The 20,320-nt window shown below is 44.0% G+C and carries 11 protein-coding genes; 2 read left to right on the top strand and 9 right to left on the bottom strand.

Annotated elements, in window-relative coordinates:
- Positions 1 to 26: 26 nt before the first annotated feature.
- The 4 genes from DN752_RS24070 to DN752_RS24055 form a co-directional block, all read right to left on the bottom strand.
- Positions 27 to 3,176, bottom strand: a complete 3,150-nt coding sequence (locus DN752_RS24070) for a GH92 family glycosyl hydrolase (protein WP_112786323.1) — start codon at positions 3,174 to 3,176, stop codon at positions 27 to 29.
- A 45-nt stretch (positions 3,177 to 3,221) separates the two neighbouring features.
- A complete protein-coding gene (locus DN752_RS24065; protein ID WP_112786322.1) occupies positions 3,222 to 4,991 on the bottom strand; it encodes a class I mannose-6-phosphate isomerase in 1,770 nt (589 codons plus the stop codon).
- Positions 4,992 to 5,140: 149 nt separating this feature from the next.
- A complete protein-coding gene (locus DN752_RS24060; RefSeq protein WP_112786321.1) occupies positions 5,141 to 6,727 on the bottom strand; it encodes a RagB/SusD family nutrient uptake outer membrane protein in 1,587 nt (528 codons plus the stop codon).
- A 16-nt stretch (positions 6,728 to 6,743) separates the two neighbouring features.
- Positions 6,744 to 9,839: a SusC/RagA family TonB-linked outer membrane protein gene (locus DN752_RS24055; RefSeq protein WP_211324094.1), complete on the bottom strand. Its 3,096-nt coding sequence runs from the start codon at positions 9,837 to 9,839 to the stop codon at positions 6,744 to 6,746.
- 507 nt (positions 9,840 to 10,346) lie between these two features.
- On the opposite strand from DN752_RS24055, the gene DN752_RS24050 reads away from it, so the two are divergent.
- Together DN752_RS24050 and DN752_RS24045 are read left to right on the top strand one after the other, a co-directional pair.
- Complete coding sequence (locus DN752_RS24050; RefSeq protein ID WP_170134474.1) at positions 10,347 to 11,471, top strand: OmpA family protein; 1,125 nt, start codon at positions 10,347 to 10,349, stop codon at positions 11,469 to 11,471.
- 515 nt (positions 11,472 to 11,986) lie between these two features.
- Complete coding sequence (locus DN752_RS24045) at positions 11,987 to 13,114, top strand: OmpA family protein (protein ID WP_170134473.1); 1,128 nt, start codon at positions 11,987 to 11,989, stop codon at positions 13,112 to 13,114.
- Positions 13,115 to 13,498: 384 nt separating this feature from the next.
- Here DN752_RS24045 and DN752_RS24040 read toward each other — a convergent pair whose 3' ends face one another.
- From DN752_RS24040 to DN752_RS24020, 5 genes are all read right to left on the bottom strand, one after another.
- Positions 13,499 to 14,605: a TlpA disulfide reductase family protein gene (locus DN752_RS24040; RefSeq protein WP_112786320.1), complete on the bottom strand. Its 1,107-nt coding sequence runs from the start codon at positions 14,603 to 14,605 to the stop codon at positions 13,499 to 13,501.
- A gap of 315 nt (positions 14,606 to 14,920) precedes the next feature.
- On the bottom strand, positions 14,921 to 16,108 hold the full coding sequence (locus DN752_RS24035; RefSeq protein WP_112786319.1) for a hypothetical protein: 1,188 nt from the start codon (positions 16,106 to 16,108) through the stop codon (positions 14,921 to 14,923).
- A complete protein-coding gene (locus DN752_RS24030; RefSeq protein ID WP_112786318.1) occupies positions 16,108 to 17,340 on the bottom strand; it encodes a YaiO family outer membrane beta-barrel protein in 1,233 nt (410 codons plus the stop codon). The genes DN752_RS24035 and DN752_RS24030 overlap by 1 nt, the downstream gene beginning before the upstream one ends.
- 22 nt (positions 17,341 to 17,362) lie before the next feature.
- Entirely contained in the window at positions 17,363 to 18,790 is a 1,428-nt protein-coding gene (locus tag DN752_RS24025) for a glycosyltransferase family 2 protein (protein ID WP_112786317.1), read from the bottom strand.
- Positions 18,783 to 20,300: a HEAT repeat domain-containing protein gene (locus tag DN752_RS24020; RefSeq protein ID WP_162633349.1), complete on the bottom strand. Its 1,518-nt coding sequence runs from the start codon at positions 20,298 to 20,300 to the stop codon at positions 18,783 to 18,785. The genes DN752_RS24025 and DN752_RS24020 overlap by 8 nt, the downstream gene beginning before the upstream one ends.
- Positions 20,301 to 20,320 lie beyond the last annotated feature (20 nt).

Raw genomic sequence — 20,320 nt, 5'->3', positions numbered from 1 at the left:
ATAAATAGGTTGGGGCATTACCGTCGTTAATAGGGCAATGTTGTATTTCCCCAACCCTTGTTCGGTGTATCTCCCATTTCTAAGATCAATTCCCCTCCCTTGAGAAGTGCTGCAGCATCAAACCAGAATTGGTTGAGCGGTTGACCATTGAGGGTAGCTTTTTGTACATAAATGTTTTTCTTGTTGGCATTGATGGCCTTGATGGTAAAGGTCTCCCCTCTTCCAAATTGTTCACCCAAATCAATTTCCACCTCTTGGAACTGTGGGCTTCCTATTTCGTAGATGGGGTTTGCCCTTGTTCCTCCGTCCACCTGGAACAAGCCTAAGGAGGCCATGATAAACCAAGCACTCATCTGGCCCTGATCCTCATCGCCTAGGTAGGCATTGGTAACGCCATGGCCATAATACCGATCCATGATAGCCCTGCTCCATTTTTGGGTCAGCCAAGGCTTGCCTGCATAGTTGAACAGGAAGGCAAAGTGCATGGACTGTTGGTTTCCCTGCACCACAGGATAATCCCAGTATTGGTCATTGGGGCCATTAAACCGCCACTTGTCGCTTTCCGAAAAGCCCCATTCCAGTCTTTCGAGAAATTTTTCCTTTCCAACAGCCTCCATAAGGCCAGGCACATCTTGGGGAACGAAAAAAGTGAGCTGCCAGGCATTTCCTTCCACATAGTGGTGGTTGGCTCCGGAGCGAAATGGATCAAAATCTTCCAGCCATTCTCCTTTGGCATTTTTCATCCTTGCATAGCCTGATTCGGGATCAATAACATGTTTCCACCAAGCTCCTCTTTGGTCAAATTCTTCAAAGATGGAGGTCTCTCCTAGGGATTTGGCAAACTGCCCCACAGTCCAGTCGTCGAAACTGTATTCCAAGGAATTGGAAAACCTTCCCAGGTCATGGGGCACGTAGCCATATTCGAGGTAGTGCATCAAATCCCTGTTTCCTGCAAACCCACCTCCTACTTCTGTGGCTTCTGTGGTCTGCATCTTTACTACAGCTTCCAAGGCTTTTTGCACATCATAGTCCCTGATTCCCATTTGGTAAGCCCCCACAATCAAGGGGATTTCATGCTCGGCCACCATCACGGGGATGTATTCCATTCCGGCAGGGCCTTTTGCGAGCCATCCGGCATTGTCGTACATGGCTAGCTGAGACCGCACCCAACGGTTACTCCACTCGGGCGTCACCAGGTTCCAAAACTGATTAAGGTTCCAGAAGGTATTCCAAAAAGCATCACAACCAAGGGCCAAGTCATCTGAACGCTCTAGCTGCTGGATATTTTCATCGGCATCCCTCCATCGTCCGTCCACATCAGAAAAGGTATTCCTACTGGCCAAAGCCCTGTACATATTGGTATAAAAGCGCTCCTTTTCCCTTGCATCATTACTGCTTACCTTGAGTCTTCCAAGCAGCTTGTCCCAAGTGTTTTGCTGATGGGCCACCACCGCATCAAAGTCCCAGCCAAAAGGGGTCGAGATTTCTGTGGAAAGGTTTTTAGCAGCATTCTCGATGCTCACATAGGATATTCCCGTTCTCATTTTTACACTACGCGAATCCTCGAGATCAAACTCCACAAAGACGCCTGCATTCTTCGGCTTATCGGCTGCAAGGTCACTGTTATGCCTGATCTCACCGTCTTTCCAATGGGAAAACCGATCTATTGGACGGTCAAATTCAATGACAAAATGGACAATATAATCCTGTCCCACTCCCTTGGACCATGCATTTGGCGTCAGCTGATGGCTTTTGCCTTCTATCCGTGTAGGAGAAACACGGGTAATCTCGCAGGATTCTATCTGGTAGCGGTACTCGGAAGGAATGGCCAGATCGATCATGATCCTGCCGCGCTCCCCTTTTCCGTAGTCATATCGCTGCATCGTCGCCCTCTCTGTGGATGTCAGGGAAGCCCAGATATCCGTATCGGTCAGATGAACTTTGTACATACCAATCCCAGCCTCCTCCGTCTGTTTGTCAAACGAAGAACGGTATCCTGACTGGACATCGCTCTGGTCACCAACGGTAGTCTGTATCGGGCCTGCTGTGGTCGGGAAGGTTCCCAGACCGGCCATGGTCCATTCATGGATATGGCTAAAAGTACCGATCGATTCGAATGTAGGATCATAACCTGCCTGCCAACCGGAGTTCTGGTTGTCCGGGCTTAGCTTTACCATCCCGAAAGGCATCCAAGGCCCCGGTGCAATCATCCACCTGGAATGTCCTGCTCCTATGAGAGTATTGACATATTGGCTCCATTTCCTCGTAGATTGGGGCATTCTTTTGACTGTACCTTCCTTCACCGTATTGCCATCCAGCTTAATGCTGTATTGGCTCTCCTTAGATTGTTGGACAGCAGGCATGGGAGCTTCCAGCAAATATTCCCCCTGCACCAGGTTTCGGCGCAGGATTTCAGCACCATCCAGCTCAACGACCATCTCTGGAGCGCCATCAAGGTGATAGGCGGCCACCAACAGGGGTTGATGCAGCCCTGAGCTTCCTTCTGTTTGATAGTTAGCAGGTCGTATGTCCCCCACTACTGCCTTATTGGTTTTTTTCACCTCCAAAGGACTGGAAGCAAAAAGAGCCACTTGATCAAAAGCCAACCAACTACCCTCAAGGGTGGTAAGCGTAATTTTGTTCAAACCACTTTTCAAGAGTCCTTGAGGCAGATCAATGGTGACCAGCTGTTCCTCTCCTTTTTCGCCCCCTTGGTTTCCAAGGGTAGTTCCCTTTCCTGGTTTTAATTGGTAATGGTATCCTTTACCATTGACAGTGACTTTCAGTAGGGCGGCATGTAATGAATCGGCATCCGCAAGGTCTATCCTAAGCTGCCCGGTGGTTGGTTGGAACTCATCGAGCTCGAAGGCTAGGTTCAGAAAATGGGAACGAATTCCTGCCGTGTGTCCTGTCCCTCCCCATGCGTCTTTTGGACCTGGAAGGACATAAGGAAAATCAGTTTGTGGATCATCCCTGCCGATCCAAAACATCCGATCCTCAAATCCAAAATCCTGGGCTATAAAATCCTTGTATCCTCCGGGATATAGCGCAAAACCATCTCCGCTATCGGAGGCACTTCCAAGTTGAAATACTTCATATTGCTGAGCCAATAGTAGCTGAGAGTGTGCCGTTAATGCCATAAGCAGCAACGCCACACTTTTTATCATCTGATTCATAAAAAGACTTTAGTTATCATTTATTATCATATTGGTCATTTCGACCTAACAAGCCGATTCCTTCACATAGGAAATGACCACCATTGCCCGAGAGGAGCCATGGTTTTTCAATTTATAGCTGTTGGCAGCAGCAGGAACGGCAAATGTTTCGGCGTAATGAAACGTGGCCTGCCTACCATTTTCAGTGGACAGGGAAATGCTTTCTCCTTCGACCAACATTAACAAATGGCATTGTCCATGTGTGGGAACTGAAATTTCGGTATCAAATTCATAGCGCACGATCTTGTAAAAATGCTGTTCATGCGTAGGCAATTCCACCAATTGCCAATCCGATCCACTTTCGATCACTTCAGGATGCGAAATGAGGGTACGTTGGACTTCTTCCCCTTTTCTTTCAAAATCCAAATTATCAAAGGCCCGCTCCACATTCAAAGGCCGAGGCTCTCCATTTAGGTCCAATCGTTGCCAATCGTACATTTTGAAGGTATAGATATACGGAGTGGCGCTGATCTCCAGCACCAGGTTGTCCACTCCTGAGCAATGGACGGTACCATTGGGTATTAGGTATAGCCCATGCTTTTCACTTGGAAGCTTTTGGACAAACTGCTCTACTTCCAATTCAGATTTCTCGTGAATGGATTTTTCCAGCTCCTTTCTGAATAATTCCGGTTCGATGTCCTCCTGAAAGCCTAGGTAAACGTTGGCGCCTGGACGGTTATCCATGATATAATATGTCTCATCTTGGGTGAATTTTTCACCAAAATGGGCTTTTGCATACTTATCAGTTGGATGACACTGTAAGGATAGATTGCCCCCGTCAAAGGTATCCAGAAAGTCAAACCGGATAGGAAAATCATCTCCAAAGCGATCGTGTGCCTTGCCCAAGACATTTTTTCCTGCCTTGTACATCAACCAATCAAAGGATAGCTCCAAAAGAATTCCGTCAGAGGAAAAGATCACCCCGTTTTCGGGAACGATCATCTCAAATGACCATGCGTAGTTGGGTTCATTCTGTGGAAGTTCCGGGATATGCTCACGAAGCCATTGGCCTCCCCAAACGCCTGGCTCAAACCACGGTCGCACCCTAAAGTAAGACGTGGACATGGCATCCAGCCCTTGCCGAAAATCATCCCCGCTCATCCAAGTCGGCTGATCAGGGCGTTGCTGGTCAACTATATAATCCACCTTGGCAAAAAGGGCCTTCTTCTCTCGGTTACAGATTTCCCAGTCCACGAAGAAAAAGTGCTTGTACATTTGCTTGTTATTCTTTTGGAGCCCACTACAACCAAGGTTGTGGACGCTCCCAGCACGCATACGGTATTGAAGCTCATTCTTAGGAAGGTCAAAATAAACCAATGTTCCCTTGATCCCCACCTGTGCAGCACCACTTCCGTAAATGACCGTGATCTGGTCGGAAGCAGGCGTTAAGGTATCCAGTTTTTCCCCATCTATATAATCGGCCATACACCGCTGGGTCTTCTTTCCGAATACCGGATCGTCTCCTCCTAAATCCGGGGCGATCATTTCAAGAATCTCATTGGTTGGCTTATAGAAATCGGCCATATTTATCAACTCAAACGCCAAGTTTTGATTGGTCAGATATTGCTTTAGGGCGGTGCTGATTTCCTGCCAGTCCACGCCCACATAGCCATCCATGATCAGGACCTGTCCGGCATTGATCTGGTCAAAAAGGCTTTCGTAACCTTGGCCAATCCGTGAGGAGCCCAAGTCAAAAGAAGGAAATAAAGTGTAGGAATGCGATGGTCGATCCGTTTCCTGAACGGGTACCTGTGGCTGATTGCTCAATCTGTTCATTATTATAGTGATTTATGCGTATTTCGATTGTCTACAAAGGGACAGCTTCCCGCTACCCCAAAAGCTTTATGCCATAAAGAAAATAACGAAATGGCTGTTCCGTGCAGCATCAATAGTTGCTTCGGAACAGCCATTTTATAGTTCATTCATCAATTTGCATAACCAGGGTTTTGCTCCAGCGAAGGATTACGCTGCAATTCCTGCTCGGGCAGAGGATACAACATGTTCTGTTCTTTGATGGTACCGTTAAAAAAGTTGGTAGCACCGACCGCATCGACAAACATGATGTCTCCAGTTCCATCCCCAACAGGCCTAGGGAATTTACCCGTTCTCATGACATCAAACCAAATAGGAAACTCAAATACAAGCTCCCTCACCCTCTCTTTCCATACTTCCTCTACAAATTGGTCTGTGGACATGGAGGCCAACTCGCTTCTTATGGCTTCTGGAGAACTGTTCCAGTAAGCCCTTTCGCGGATTTGGGCAAGGTAGTCCACCGCTTCACTGGTCACGCCTTCGGACCGCGCTATGGCCTCGGCACCGATCAATAGCACATCGGCATAAGTGTAGATCGGCATATCACGTCCAGAAAGTGCTGTTTCGTAGGCAGCTTCCTTATTCTCCCACATGTAGGGAGCCCGCTGGAAGGTAACCGTTTCTCCGTCCAATTCGATAGAGGAATGAAAATACTGCTTTTCCTGCACCCGAAGGTCATTTTCCGGATCATAGGAAGCAACCAGGTCATTGGTCGGCCCATAGGCATTATTGGCGATAGCATAGGCCAATAGAGGCGAAATAGTAGAAGGATAGCACCAGCTTGGATAGATATTATTGGCAATGCCTATCTCATACTCGTAATAGTAGATATACTCGCCAGGAACCTGTTCACTGTCCTTTAGTTTGTTATAGGCAGACCCGTTTTCAGCTAATTGTCCACCGTTCCAAGAGTGCTGGACCAGTGAATACTGCCCGGAAGCCACTATCGCCTTAGCGACCTGTGCCGCATTGGCATAGTTGTCATCTCCAACTGCTTCACCGCTCATGGTCAAATACACTTCGGCCAATACCATCTGGGCCACCGATGCGGAAATTCTGCCACTATTGGCTGTCATGGCCACATTCGCAAGTCCCCCACTAGAAATGGCAGCCTCCAGGTCCCCGGTGATCAGCGCATAGACCTCCGATGGTGCTGTCCGCTCGGGAAACAGGTTTTCCAGACTTTCATAGGGTTCGGTAATCAGGGGCACTGCCCCAAACATCCTTACCAAGTAATAATAGTTGAACGCCCTGAAAAAACGGGCTTCCGCCATGTACTTGTTCATCTCACTTTCCGAAAGACCAGGAGTCTCTGGGATATACTTGATGGCATTGTTTGCCCTGGATATACCTGTGTACATGTCCGACCACATGGAATTAAAGTAGCTCGACAGGTTCAAGCCATCATAGGTCATGGTCTGTCCCCGTTGTACATGTACTTCCTGTCCTTTGTATTCGTTGTCCACAAATCCGGACAAATAAGGACCGAACATGATCCTTGCCCCAGCATAAGAGCCATTGGCCTCAAAAAGCTGCATGGCTCCAGTCCTGTACAATGCGTTTACTGCGTCCCGGGCATGTTCCGGCCGGGCAAAATATTGGTTAGAGGCTACTTCATCCTTGGGCTTTTCATCCAAAAAGCCTTCACAGGAAGATAAAAGCACCACTGCCACCAAGTATATAATCGATAACTTTTTCATAAGATTAATTTTTTGGTTAAAACTGCAGGCTCAATCCAAGGGTAAAGGTCCTTGGCCGAGGATATTGGAAAAAGAAGATGTTCTGACCCCATTGGTTACCTTCCCAAGAAGATGCTTCAGGGTCATATCCTTTAAAATCATCGGAATGTATAAGGAAGGCATTCTGCACACTGGCATACACCCTCAGCTTATTCATACCGATCCTGTCCAACAGGGACTGGTCAAATGAGTAACCCAGCGATATCAGGTTACCCCGGATATAAGAGCCATCGGCCACCCAATGGCTGTCCACCTCACTGTTTTGCCCTGAATAAGGCCCGTTCCTGATCTGTTGCACCATGGTGTTCTGATTGGTCTCTGTCCATGCATCATAGAGCACGTCTTTCAGGCCGCTGGCATAACCGGTACGGTCTTGGGTAGAATGGAAAAATTGCTGCAGGATATCCACGCCCGCCACAAACTGAATGTCCAAGGTCAGGTCAAAATTGCCATAATAGAAATTATTGATAAAGCTTCCTGTCCAATGCGGAAGGCCGTTGCCAATAATCTTTCTTTCTGCACTCCGCTTAGCTTCGCCTGGAATGGCTCCCACTTCAGCTGCTTCCGTTGCTTCATCCGTACCCCAGGTACCCAATCGCTCGTAGCCCCAGAATGAACTCAGGGACTCACCCACACGCAAAATGGTCTGGCTACCAGAAACCCAGTTGGGACCAGGAAAAATATCCTCGTCATTTTCACCAAGCTGTTCGATCTGGTTTTCGTTATAGGAAAAATTCAGGGTAGATTCCCAACTGAAATTGGCATTGGTTACAGGAAAGGCCCTCACCAACACTTCAATCCCTCTATTGGATACCGACCCGATATTGTCCCTGACAGCAGCAAAACCGGTAGAAGAAGGAACTGGTCTGTCCAGCAACAGGTCGGTGGTCAGTTTATGATAATAATCAAAACTGAATACCAATGCCCTTTCCAGAAGTGTCAGGTCCATACCGATGTCAAATTGGCGTGTCTTTTCCCATTCCAAATCAGGATTGGGAAGCCGGTTGACATAGCTGATGGGGGCCCTGGATCCGTTGATCAGCGAGGTACCAGTGGAGACCGTACCCAAGGACTGGTAAGTAGGGATTTCGGTATTTCCGGTAATCCCGTAACTTGACCTTATCTTAAGCTCATCTACCGTTCCGGACAGGCCTTGCATAAAAGGCTCTTTTGAAAGCACATACCCCACACCAACGGATGGGAACACGCCATACTTGTTGTTTTCACCGAACCTGGACGAACCGTCCACCCTTCCAGTAAAGGTCAACAGGTATTTGCTCTTATAGTTGTAGTTGCCTCGTAAAAAATAGGAGTTCATGCTCCACTCATCATATCCTGAATTGGGCGTTCCCGGTTGACTGGCCGACTGCATTCTGTTAAACTTAAAGGTATCATCAGAAAATCCAGTGGCACTTACATTAAAATATTCTGATGTTCTTTTTTGCCAGCTAAGCCCAGCCATTGCATTTATCCCATGGTCACCAAAGTCCTTGGTATAGGTCAAGTAATTTTCCTGCTGCCAATACAGCACTCTTTCATTGCCCAAATAAGCAGAGCCGTTTGGGGAGGAGATATTGATCAGGTCCGTTGGACTGTAAATCTGCTCATTAAAGTCATTTTTATCAAAGCCAAATTGGGTTCTAAGATCCAGTCCGGGAAGGATATGGAAGGTCGTATAGATATTCCCGAACAGTTTGGTTCTTTTTCTCAACCTGTCCTGTGTGGTCAATACGTGTACAGGATTGGGAATGGCTTCCAGTCCGTAGGGATCCTCGACCATGCTGGAATTGCTCCATGTGCCATCAGGAAACTTGACCGGAAATATCGCAGGCATCTCGATCATAGAACGTCTTGGCATCTGGTGGCCGCCACTTTCCTCGAATACGTTCTCTGTTGTGCTATTGGCCAATAGGTTCAGTCCCACCGAAAGCCATTTTTTTGGATCGGCATCGAAGGCAAACTTACCATTTACACGTTTCAGATAATTGTTCAGCATTATGCCCTGCATGTCGGTATAATTGACAAATGCACCAAAAGAAGATTTCTCTGCCTTGGAACGATAGGACAATTGATGGTTATGGGAAAGGGCCGTTCTGGTCGCTTCCTCCTGCCAATCGGTATCATATAGCGGATTGCCGTTTTCATCAAAAAGGTTCGGATCGTTTGTGGTAAAGTCAGGAATGGGAGAATCCGGTCGGTATTTGCTGTGGTTGGCAAATCCTTGTTCCAGTACCTCCATAAATTCTTCCGCATTGAGCACGTCCATTTTTTTGGGAAGTACTCCTACACTGAAATAACCATCATATCCAATCGTGGTACCGGTGTTTTTGGCCCCTCTTTTGGTTGTGACCATTACCACACCGTTGGCACCTCGCGCACCATAGATTGCTGTGGAAGAAGCATCTTTCAATACCTCCATGCTCTCGATGTCATTGGGATTCAAGAATTCGATGTTCTCCATGACCACGCCATCTACCACATAGAGCGGCTGAGATGAGGAGTTAATGGTTCCTAATCCGCGGATGAGTACCCTAGGGCTGGAGGAAGGTGATCCTGAGTTCAAAAATACATTAACACCGGCTACTTTTCCCTTCATACCCTGTAAGGCATTTGCCACGGGTGCTTTTAGGATCTCATCTCCCCCTACTACTCCTACAGAGCCGGTGAGGTCAGATTTTTTCTGCGTACCGTAGCCCACTACGACCACCTCATCGAGGCTATCCGCACTGGGATCCATATTGATCTCGAGTGTGGTCTGTCCTGTAAGGGGATATTCGAGGGTTTCCATCCCGATAAAACTGAAGATCAAAACCGGATCAGGCGAATCAACAGTAATGCTGAAATTACCGTCAATATCACTGACGACTCCTTGCCCGGTACCCTTCACCAGGATGTTTACTCCCGGGAGTGGTTCTTTGGTGGCATTATCATACACCACACCTTTGTAGGTTGTGCCCTGCTCTTGGGCATAACCTCTCATCTGAAACAGCAGCAAAAACATAATAGCGACGCAGGCCACAGGGACCTTCCACACCGCCTCATGTTTTGTGCACAAGCATAAATGTGTTTTCATAGTTTTTTGGGATTATTGTAATGTTTATATGTTTAAACATTTAAACCTAACAAATAATTATTAAATAAAAAACTGGTTTTCACAAAACCGTAGAGTAAAAAATGAGTCTCCCTAATGTACACGCATCCAAACGTAGGTGATAACAAGGATAGCTATGAACCTGCTAGCATTTTCGGGACATTTCCCAATGAGTTGAGGTAGGGACAGCACATCAAAAATAACAGGCCGTAAAGCGGGGTATGGTGTAAACCCGGTAAAAAATAGGGTATAACTATTTAAATAATTTTTTTGATGAAGCTGAATTCCTATTCTGATAAAGGTATTTTAAGATGGGATTATATGGTAAATATGTATCTAAATAACCAAAAATTGAGGGTAAAAGGCTACTATTTTGAATATAATTGTTTTTAATCACCAAAATTAGTACTACAAAAACAAAATTTATTTAATATTAATTAACAAATTTTTGTTACCTTAAAATAGTTTTAAACCAACCCTTATACTGAAATGAAGACTTTTAAATTGGCTCTATGCTGCTTTATCTTTCAAGTTGGATTTGTAGCAGCCCAAGACCAACCACCGGGAAATGAGCCCCCATCCGAAAACCCCTCCCCAGGAAAATGCTATGTAAAATGCATCACACCTGATGAATTTAAAGAGGAAACCGTAACAGTGGAAGTGGAGCCAGCATACACTGTGCTAAAAACTTATCCTGCCACATTCAAAACCGTAGAAGAACGTGTTTTGGTCAAGGAAGCATCTAAGGAACTCAGGTATGTGCCAGCGGTCTATGAGACCGTGGAAGTTCCTTATATTTCAAAAGAGGAAGCTGAAAACCTAAAAGTAATCCCAGCCTCATTTGGGGATGACCTGGAAGAAATTGAAACATACCCTGAAGTAGGTAGATGGGAATACAGAATGTTGGAAGATTGCCCTTCAGCTAATAAAGAGGACTGTATGGTCGCTTGCTACGTCGAGTACCCATCTAAAAGTGAAACAGTACAGACCAAAACACTTGATGCTGATGCCAGCACATCTCCTATCTCGATCCCGGAAGAAAATGGCACTTACACCAAAGAAGTAGTCCAAACTCCTGCCAGGATGGAAGAAACCGAAATTCCTGCTGAATATGCTACGATTACCCGACAGGTAGTAGATCAACCTGCACGTGTCGAAAAAGAGACCATTCCTGCCGTAACCGAAACGGTGACCAAAACCGTTTTGGTAAAGAAAGGTGGTATGACCGTTTGGGAAGAAGTGGACTGCGAATTGGTGGGATCTTCCAATATACTGCCCATACTTTATGAACTGAACAGTGCCAGAATCACACCAGAATCAGAAGAAATTATCGATGAACATTTACTTTCCGTAATGAGAGATAGCCCTGCCTTGAGAATTGAGATTATGTCTCATACGGATTCTCGTGGTAGTGATGATTACAATATGTCACTTTCCCAGCAGAGAGCCCAATCTGTGGTGAACTATTTGGTAGGAAAAGGTATCAATAGAAACCGATTAGAGGCTAAGGGTTATGGCGAAACCCGATTGGTAAACAAATGCGCTAACGGCGTAGATTGTACAGATGCGCAACACCAAGCTAACCGTAGAACAGAATTCAGAATTATTCAATAATCTTACCTATTCGAAAAATTCAAATCATTTAGAAGAAAGACGGCATCAAAAATAGCTTTGATGCCGTCTTTCTTTTTATAACCTCAGTTCGATTATAAAATCGTTTCCGTACAGTGGTCGGAACATGCACTGCGAGGCTTAGGGGGAGATTTAAGGGATGGAAGCCGTGGCAGCTCGCCGCGGCGAGTTGCCACACCCTTTTCCAACCCACATCCTCCTAAAAAGGGTTCGTATGACGCTTTTAATACTTAAAATAAGTCGAGCTCAAGTTGTTGCTATTTATAGAACTATTTGAATATTTTTTACATCAATTGAACCGAAAGTGTTGTTACACGATACTCATTGATAATAGTGTATCCATATAATTAAACTATAGTTCACATAGGTTACTATTTTGCATATAAATGTTATTAATTACTTACTTTAGTTTGAAATAGCCAAATTAAAATTTAAATAATAATAATTAACCAATTTTTATTATCTTCAAACAGTTTTAAACCAATCCATATATTTAAATGAAGATTTTTAAATTGTCTCTATGCTGCTTTATCTTTCAAGTGGGATTTGTAGCAGCCCAGGACCAACAGCCCTCTGGTAGTGCCCCCCCAACCGAAAACCCATCCCCAGGAAAGTGCTATGTAAAATGTATCACGCCTGATGAATTCAGGGAAGAAACAGTTACGGTAATGGTCAAACCACAGCATACTGTACTAACGACTTATCCCGCCACTTTCAAAACCGTGGAAGAGCGAGTGGAAGTCAAGGAAGCATCAAAGAAGTTAAACTATGTTCCTGCTGTTTATGAAACAGTGGAGGTGCCATATATTTCGAAAGAAGAGGCAAAAAACCTTAAGGTAATACCAGCCACCTTTCAGGATGACCTAGAAGAGATAGAAACCTATCCAGAAGTAGGAAGATGGGAATACCGCATATTGGAAGATTGCCCTTCTGCCAATAAGGAGGACTGTATGGTGGCCTGCTACGTAGAATACCCTTCTAAAAGTGAAGCAGTTGCGACCAAAACACTCAATTCAGATGCCCGTACAACTTCTACCTCGACTTCCGAAGTTAAAGCCGTCTACAGAAAAGAAGTGATCAAAACTCCTGCAAGAGTTGATGAAATCGATATTCCTGCAAAATATTCCACCATTACCCGCCAAGTGGTGGACCAACCTGCCAGAGTAGAAGAGAAAACGATCCCTGCGGTGACCAAGACTGTCAACAAATCAGTACTTGTGAAAAAAGGAGGAATGACCGTTTGGGAAGAAGTGAACTGTGAACTGGTAGGATCTGCCAATATACTGCCCATACTTTATGAGCTGAACAGCGCCAAAATCACACCAAAATCAGTAGATATCATCGATAAAAACTTACTTTCCGTAATGAGGGATAGTCCTGCTTTGAGAATTGAGATCATGTCTCATACAGATTCTCGTGGTAGTGATGATTACAATTTGTCGCTTTCCCAGCAGAGAGCCCAATCTGTGGTGAACTATTTGGTAGGAAAAGGTATCAATAGAAACCGATTAGAGGCTAAGGGTTATGGCGAAACCCGATTGGTAAACAAATGCGCTAACGGTGTAGACTGTACAGATGCGCAACACCAAGCTAACCGTAGAACAGAATTCAGAATTATTCAATAATCTTAACTATTCGAAAAATTCAAATTCTTTAGATAAAAGACGGCATCAAAAATAGCTTTGATGCCGTCTTTCTTTTTATAATAACCTGAGCTCGACTTAATTTTAGTATTAAACCCGGAATATGCATTAGCCTATCTATTGCGGTATGAACCTACTTCAAAATCAGTCGCTTCGCTGCTGTTTTCGATTTCACCATCCGCCGCGGCGGATGCCTCAATCTCCAAACAGCCTGATTTTCTTGCAGTTTCAAACCTTCCCGATAGCTATCGGGACAGGCGATGACGATTCCTTATGCATAAACCGGGTTAAAAATGTCACACCCTTTTCCAACCCTCAAATCTCCCTTTAAGCCCTGTTTGGATCCCGACACTATGCCAAACCAAGTCAACGTACCAGCAAAACAGGAATCGTAGACCGCATCGGGCGAAGGTCAATACCAAACTGATCGTGCAGTTCGCTCTTCATCAGGTTACTGTACTTATAGTGAAAATCCCAATCTCTCTGATAGGCATCTTCTCCCCTGTATATGAATAGGTCCTTTTTTTCTTTAGAAAGTAATGTGGCCAATTCCGCCAAACTTATATCGTCCGCCTCTATCCTACTCGTGCCCACGAGGACCTTATTGTCTTCATTTCCCCAATTGATCTGGGTATCGTCCCAAAGTTTGGTTTTGTCCACTAGCACCAACTCCTGAAAATCCATTTCCTTTGTACTCTGCAATACCTCTAAGCCAAACTGAGCCGTAACTTCTGTTGCTACTTGTTCCGGGTAATTACTCCATTGGGAATACGGCACCTTAGCATTGATATTGATATCTGGGTATTCCATGATGACTTCTGCATCAGCTACTCCAAATAAGGTGGCCAATAGATGTGATAGCTTCCCTTGATAATCAACATAATCGCCATATACTTCCAATTGCTCAGTACAATCGCCATTGCAGAAATCGACTTCCAGTTCCGTCACTTCCTCCACCTCAGTAGTTTCCGCTTCTATTGACTCATATTCAATTATGGAAGCCAATTGTGCAGATTGCCTATTGCGCTCATTTTTAAGTAACTTTTGTAGTCTTTCGGGGCTTAAGTCACCTGGCTTTCCTTCCCACATCAGCTTTCCCTTCGTATTGATCACGGCCACATGAGGCCTAGCGGTTACATTATACTTTCTGAAAGTATAGTTATCAGCATCCTGATAAACCGCCAACTTGATTGGATGCTTTTTTAGATGGTTGGTAATGGTTCCATAATATTCATCAGAAATGGCTATAAAATAGATTTCATCTTTAAAGAGATCTTGATAGATTTCCATTTGACGGGTAGCAGGAATACACGGCGCACACCAACTCGCCCAAAAATCAACGACCATTAGCTTTTGGTCTGCTAATGGAGAAAGTTGGCTTTCACCGATTTGCTCGGCCACTTTGATCGCTTGGGCATTTGCCACCGAAAAAACAGTAATAAACCAAAAAGAAAAGGCTACGATTTTTTTCATCTATCAAAATTCATCAATACACCCCACTATACTGAACAAAAACGCTGATGAATGCAAGGAAATTGTTTTCTAAATGCAAATTATCATTGTAGTATATGTATATCCGCAATGACACCAGTAATTATAGAAATGGTAAATAGGTGCTCACAGAAACCACTGAAATCTCAGAAAAGCCTTATTTCATTCTGGGTGTTCTGTGAGAAATAAAATCTACTGGCAAGAAAGCGTATAATCAAATTGTAGTACTATAAAGCGGGGTCCATAAAATTTACCTAAAAGCTATTGTGGAGATTTATTTACCTCAAATCCCCCAAGCTATTTATGTTCATTCAGTGCGTGTTTCATTAGTGGTAGGTAATAGTTCCAAAAGAACGAGGTTCTATTGGAGTAATCATCTTTTTCATTGACGATTTTGGACAATGTAGGAATACCAAAAAAGGAAGCCGTCTCTATATTTACTGGATTATCCGCAAAATCTCCCGTAAAGTAATACACTCTTGATTCTCCCATTGGGCGGGTGATCGCAGCTGGGAAATACCGCGGCAGCCCCATGGCTTTTAACTTATTAACTCCACTTGTGGTGGGACCAAGGTCAAAATAGCTCAACACTTCATACGTGCGGTCTATTCGTAATATTTCAAACCAATAGGGATAATTCGCTTCTTTTGGCAAGCCGTAAGTAGTTTGGCTTTTTAATGGGGAAACAACTTTCGGGACTTTAAAATTGATGTCCACGCCCTCTTCCATTATTTCTATTTGACCAAATTCACTCACAAAGATTTGTGCTGCTCCTTCAAAACTCCACGTGGCCTCTTCATGCTGTTCGATATAATTATCAATTAGCCATTGGGGAATTTCTTTGTTGATAACGGTATCCATTTCATCGAAATACCGACTTATCCATCCTGTCCATTTGATAGAAAGCAGATTTTCAAATTCACTTCTCATTTGTCTACTGGTAGGCGCACCCATACTATTAAATTCAGCAAATACCAGTTTGCCCTTCTCAAGAGAATAGCGAAGTAGCTCTACATCAGTTTTGGTCAATCCGCCGTAAATTTTGGGAGAAATTCCATTTTCGCTCTTATTAAAATCACTACGATAAACCCCGTAATTGTCAACAAGATAAACCACATCAGCTGATCTTTTTACTGAATCAAGCTGATGGGGAGTTAGCCTCTCTAGGCCTTTTGCTTTATTGTCTTCCTCATAATCTGGGAAATAACCGAAATAGTCTTTTTTGTAATGATAATCCTCTCCGTTTGATTTTTGGTAACGGAGGTGTTTTAAGGCCCAGAAAATGGATCGGTGTTCTTGTCGCTCTTCATCGCTAACGGTTTTGTCAATGACCAAAACGTTTTTCTGAATGGCGGGGCTCACGAGCCAAACCAAATAACTCACCCCAGGAATAACGACAAATGGAATAACCACCACCAATACCGACCTGATGATACGCAGGATACCATCTTTATTAAATTGATAAGCGCCTTTGTTTTCAGTCATCAAAATCTAAATTCTGTACCAAAAGAAATATTGAGATTGGGCCGGTAGTTTCCTGGGCTAAGCTCGTCATAAGAATAACCTAAAAAAGCATACCCCATCCACCTTGGTGTCCAAAGCTGTTGATAGCCTACTCTTCCTCTATAGGAATCCAGCAATTGAGACTGTAAGTCCCTATCCTCTTCATCCGGGCTCACTCCCGTGCTGAACTGCACCATCAGGTAATCTTCGGCACCCTTAAAATAATACCTCGCCTGGACATTGCCACTGATGGAACCTCCAGAACTCGAAGGCACATGGTTTGCACGGAGATTTAACCACCAGTTGCCCGTATATTTACCTACAGACGCTGTAAGGATGTGCGTAATTTCTGAAAATTTTAAATGCCGGTATCCAATATCGAATTCAAAAGCCTTAGGCAGACTCCAGTATATGGATGTTCCAAATCGGTAATCGGGGAAAAACGACGCATTGGAAAAACCAACATTTACGTAGGCATAGGAATTTTTGCCCAAGCTCGGATAGGCATCTAATTCATACTGGGTGCCGTAACCATCAAATCGGTGCGAATGTGTGGCACGTGCGATCACACTACCCATAAAACCCAACCGGGTACGGGCATAAAGCGCGTAAGTTTGCCAGGGTGAAATCTCCCCCTGAAAACTATCATAATCCACTGTAAGCCCCACAGCGCTGTTTCTCGTAAATCGTCGGAGGTTATTGATATAGCTGAGCAATCCCTCTATGTCAGCTTCATTTTCGTACAGCTTATCCGCAATTTCCAAGGCTTCTTCATATTCCTCTCGGTAGTAATGCAGCCTTGATTTGCGGTAGGTCAAGGCAGATGAGGAACTTTTGCCAAATTGCTCTTCGGCACGCTGAAGGACCTCTTCGGCTTGGTCATATTGCTCCGCCCAAAAAAGATTATCCAAATACCCGTTATAGGCATCCTCATAATCGGGGCTTATTTCGATCGCCTTTTCAAAATATACCGATGCCGTATCGTATTTTCCCTCCCAAGCATTTACCCGGCCTAGGAGTATCCACACATCGCTGTAGCCCGGGTACTTTTCGACTATTTTTAGCCCTAGCTCGATGGCTTCATCCCGCTTCCCGTCAAATGCCAACTGCCTTGCCTCCAAGAATTTTTTGTCAGGGTCAAAACTCGTCTGACCATGGACGTTCATAATGGCCAATGAACAGATTATATGTAAAATAAATACCTTGGTTTTCATAATTACTTGAATTGAGGAGTGTTTATTTGACGTTATTAAATCCAGCACGGACCATTTCGCCCCAGCCACCTATTCCTTTGACAAAGTTCCAGTGCCCCTTTATACACCATAGCATCAGTTTGGGGTGGACAAAGAACGGCTCTTTCATGACGGTAATGATCAACTTTCTTAACTCACCTTTTCCGCGATATTTCTTAAATGAAAGCTCTTCAAATAAAATACTGAACGACGACAACATGACCGAAAAGAAATAAATCAGGACAAACAGGCTGATAAAATAAACAGCACTGAATTCTCCCATGCAAATGAGAATGAAAGTATAAATCAATCCCAAAAACTCTATGATAGGAGCATTTTTTTCGAACAATGTCCAGAAAGGAAAACTAATCATTCCTGTCACCCCATATTTCGGGTTCAATTGCATTTTTCGGTGCAGTTGGAGGGTTTCGATCGTCCCTCTCATCCATCGATTACGTTGCTTGGACAGTACTTCTTCTGTTTCGGGAACCTCGGTCCAACATAACGGGTCCGAGACAAAAGCCACTTTATAGGGAACCTTCTGTTCTTCCATGTATCTCCTCATCCTCACCACTAATTCCATGTCTTCACCAACTGTTTTTGGAAAGTAGCCCCCCACTTTTTTTACCAGTTCTTTATCAAAAAAACCAAAAGCTCCAGAAATCAGCAATAGCCCATTTACTCTTGACCAAGCCATTCTTCCCAGTAAAAAGCTCCTAAAATACTCTACCACTTGAAATCTCCCAAGCAGGGTTTTGGGCACGCGGTATTTTACCACTGTGCCATCCTTGATATCACAGTTATTGGCTATTCCGATGCCCCCGCCTACGGCAATCACCCGCCTATTGGTCTCTTCCAGAAAAGGACGTAACATCCGTATGATGCTATCAGGTGATAATATACAATCAACATCAATACAGGCAATCAACTCCTGATTGGCGACATTGATACCGGCATTCAGGGCATCAGCTTTACCACCATTTTCTTTATCTACGACTATAAGTTTACTGAAGGATGGATTCTTGGACCTGTAAATCGCCTTTACTGGCTGTGTGTCAATGGCGGGATCAAAAGCGTAATCCGTCTTCTTTAGATCGAAATGCTTCACCAAAATATCGATGGAATCATCCTTACTGCCATCATTGATAATAATTACTTCGTACTTACTGTAATGCAGTGATAGCAAGCTTCTTACGTTTTGGACTAAACTCTTTCCTTCATTATATGCTGGTGCCAATATAGATACCCCTGGTGCTACGGGTGTCGTAATTACATCCTTATAATCCACAAACTTATTTTTCTTCGCTTGCTCCATTAGCTCTAGACCTGAGAGTGCCGTAATCGACATGTATATTACGATCACCGCAAAGCCATACAGCAAAAAGAAGATGCCAAACAAATCAACTATAAGTTCAAATAACAGACTATACATTTTCCAACAAACTATCTTGTATATGTTTTCTAATCAATTCAAGTCGCGGCCTTTCAAAATGACCGACCACCCAGTTCATCATTTCTTCATCCAATTTATACAGACTCGTCATCATGCATTTTTCCAAAGAAAAAGGGGTCTCGGTGCGTAATTTTTCTACCAGCAAGGCGACAGATATTTCATTTCCTATGCCCCCCATCAATTCTGCAGACAAAGTAGCCAGTTTGATGTCTTTACTTTGAAAACTCCTATGCACCAAGTCTATTTCTGTATGAGCCGAAAGGGAGTTGAACGTCTTGATAATTTCATACTGCTCCTCCAAGGATGCAGTGGGAAACATTTGGGATAGCTTCTCAATGACATCCATTCTTCCCAGAAGTCTAACCAACTTCACTCCAAACACCCTAACACTATCATTATCAGACATTAATAATGTTTTCAAATGAATTTGTCCAGTGGAAGAAGTATTGCGCAGTACCCTGTACAGCCCCATTTGCTGCCACCTTGATAGTGGGTAGTTTTGTTGGCTTAAGAAGCTGAGCTCTTTTTTGGAGCTCAGTTGGAGATAAGCCCTGACGGCAGTGGACCTCACGACGAAATTTTTGGAGTCAAGCAACTTCTCCAAATGAGGTACTGCCTTCTCGATGTTCATCTCATATAGCTCCATAGTGCCCGTAGCCTGCAATTCCCAATTGCTACTTTTAAGTTTTCTTATGGAATGATCATCCAGCTTTAGTGTAGTGTAGATCACTTTGAGCTTTTCTTTGAAATCGCCTTTAAGGTTTTTGTTCAGGTTAACGATTTCTTTGATCAGGGTGTCCTTGAAGAGCGGTTTTTTAAAGTCATTGGTAGCGAAAAGGACGTTGATCTCCTCATAAGTGAGTTGTTTTACTTCTGCCACATCATAGGCAAAAAGGAAGGTAGAAAGAGGTTCTCTACAGGTATCTTCATATTCCTTTACTTGTCTTTCCTTCCGTGCATTCCTTGACCTCACGATGATGATAAAAAACAACAGTACAAAGAAGGTAATAATAAACAAGGCCAAAATCCCGATGAAGATAATGAACTTGATATCCGTCAAAATCCTTCTTCTGAACTTATAAAATGGCTTAAAACCAAGCTTGTTGGCCTCAATAATCAGGCTATTTCCCTCATCGACATTTCCTGTATCTTGCTGGGCTATATACAGGTCATTTTTTCGGATAATATCAATATAGCTTGTAATGGACTGGATATCCTTTTCTTCTTCGGAAATATAGTAATGGATACTACTACGACTGCTTCCCTCCTCCTCTACGGAGTCTCTAAAGGCCAATACCCGGTTATAGTCAAGAAATTCACCAGATAGCTTTTCGCTATTTTCACCAGCCAACGTGTAGCCTAGACGATAGCTCATCAATTCCACCTTGCCCACTTGCTGCAAAAAAGCAGTAGTGCGCAAAGAATCCTCTAGCTGAAAAGCACTAGCAGACATCGTCTTTGCTATAAAGACCGTAGAAATTATGAACAATATTTTAATCTTTATCAAAA

The organism is Echinicola strongylocentroti, assembly GCF_003260975.1.
Taxonomy (GTDB): domain Bacteria; phylum Bacteroidota; class Bacteroidia; order Cytophagales; family Cyclobacteriaceae; genus Echinicola; species Echinicola strongylocentroti.
Note: the sequence above shows the minus strand (reverse complement) of the source record. Positions and strands in the feature narration are given on the sequence as shown.

Coding starts and splice junctions, on each gene's coding strand:
- DN752_RS24070 (WP_112786323.1), bottom strand. CDS start 3,176: ATGAATCAGATGATAAAAAGTGTGGCGTTGCTGCTTATGGCATTAACG.
- DN752_RS24065 (WP_112786322.1), bottom strand. CDS start 4,991: ATGAACAGATTGAGCAATCAGCCACAGGTACCCGTTCAGGAAACGGAT.
- DN752_RS24060 (WP_112786321.1), bottom strand. CDS start 6,727: ATGAAAAAGTTATCGATTATATACTTGGTGGCAGTGGTGCTTTTATCT.
- DN752_RS24055 (WP_211324094.1), bottom strand. CDS start 9,839: ATGAAAACACATTTATGCTTGTGCACAAAACATGAGGCGGTGTGGAAG.
- DN752_RS24050 (WP_170134474.1), top strand. CDS start 10,347: ATGAAGACTTTTAAATTGGCTCTATGCTGCTTTATCTTTCAAGTTGGA.
- DN752_RS24045 (WP_170134473.1), top strand. CDS start 11,987: ATGAAGATTTTTAAATTGTCTCTATGCTGCTTTATCTTTCAAGTGGGA.
- DN752_RS24040 (WP_112786320.1), bottom strand. CDS start 14,605: ATGAAAAAAATCGTAGCCTTTTCTTTTTGGTTTATTACTGTTTTTTCG.
- DN752_RS24035 (WP_112786319.1), bottom strand. CDS start 16,108: ATGACTGAAAACAAAGGCGCTTATCAATTTAATAAAGATGGTATCCTG.
- DN752_RS24030 (WP_112786318.1), bottom strand. CDS start 17,340: ATGAAAACCAAGGTATTTATTTTACATATAATCTGTTCATTGGCCATT.
- DN752_RS24025 (WP_112786317.1), bottom strand. CDS start 18,790: ATGTATAGTCTGTTATTTGAACTTATAGTTGATTTGTTTGGCATCTTC.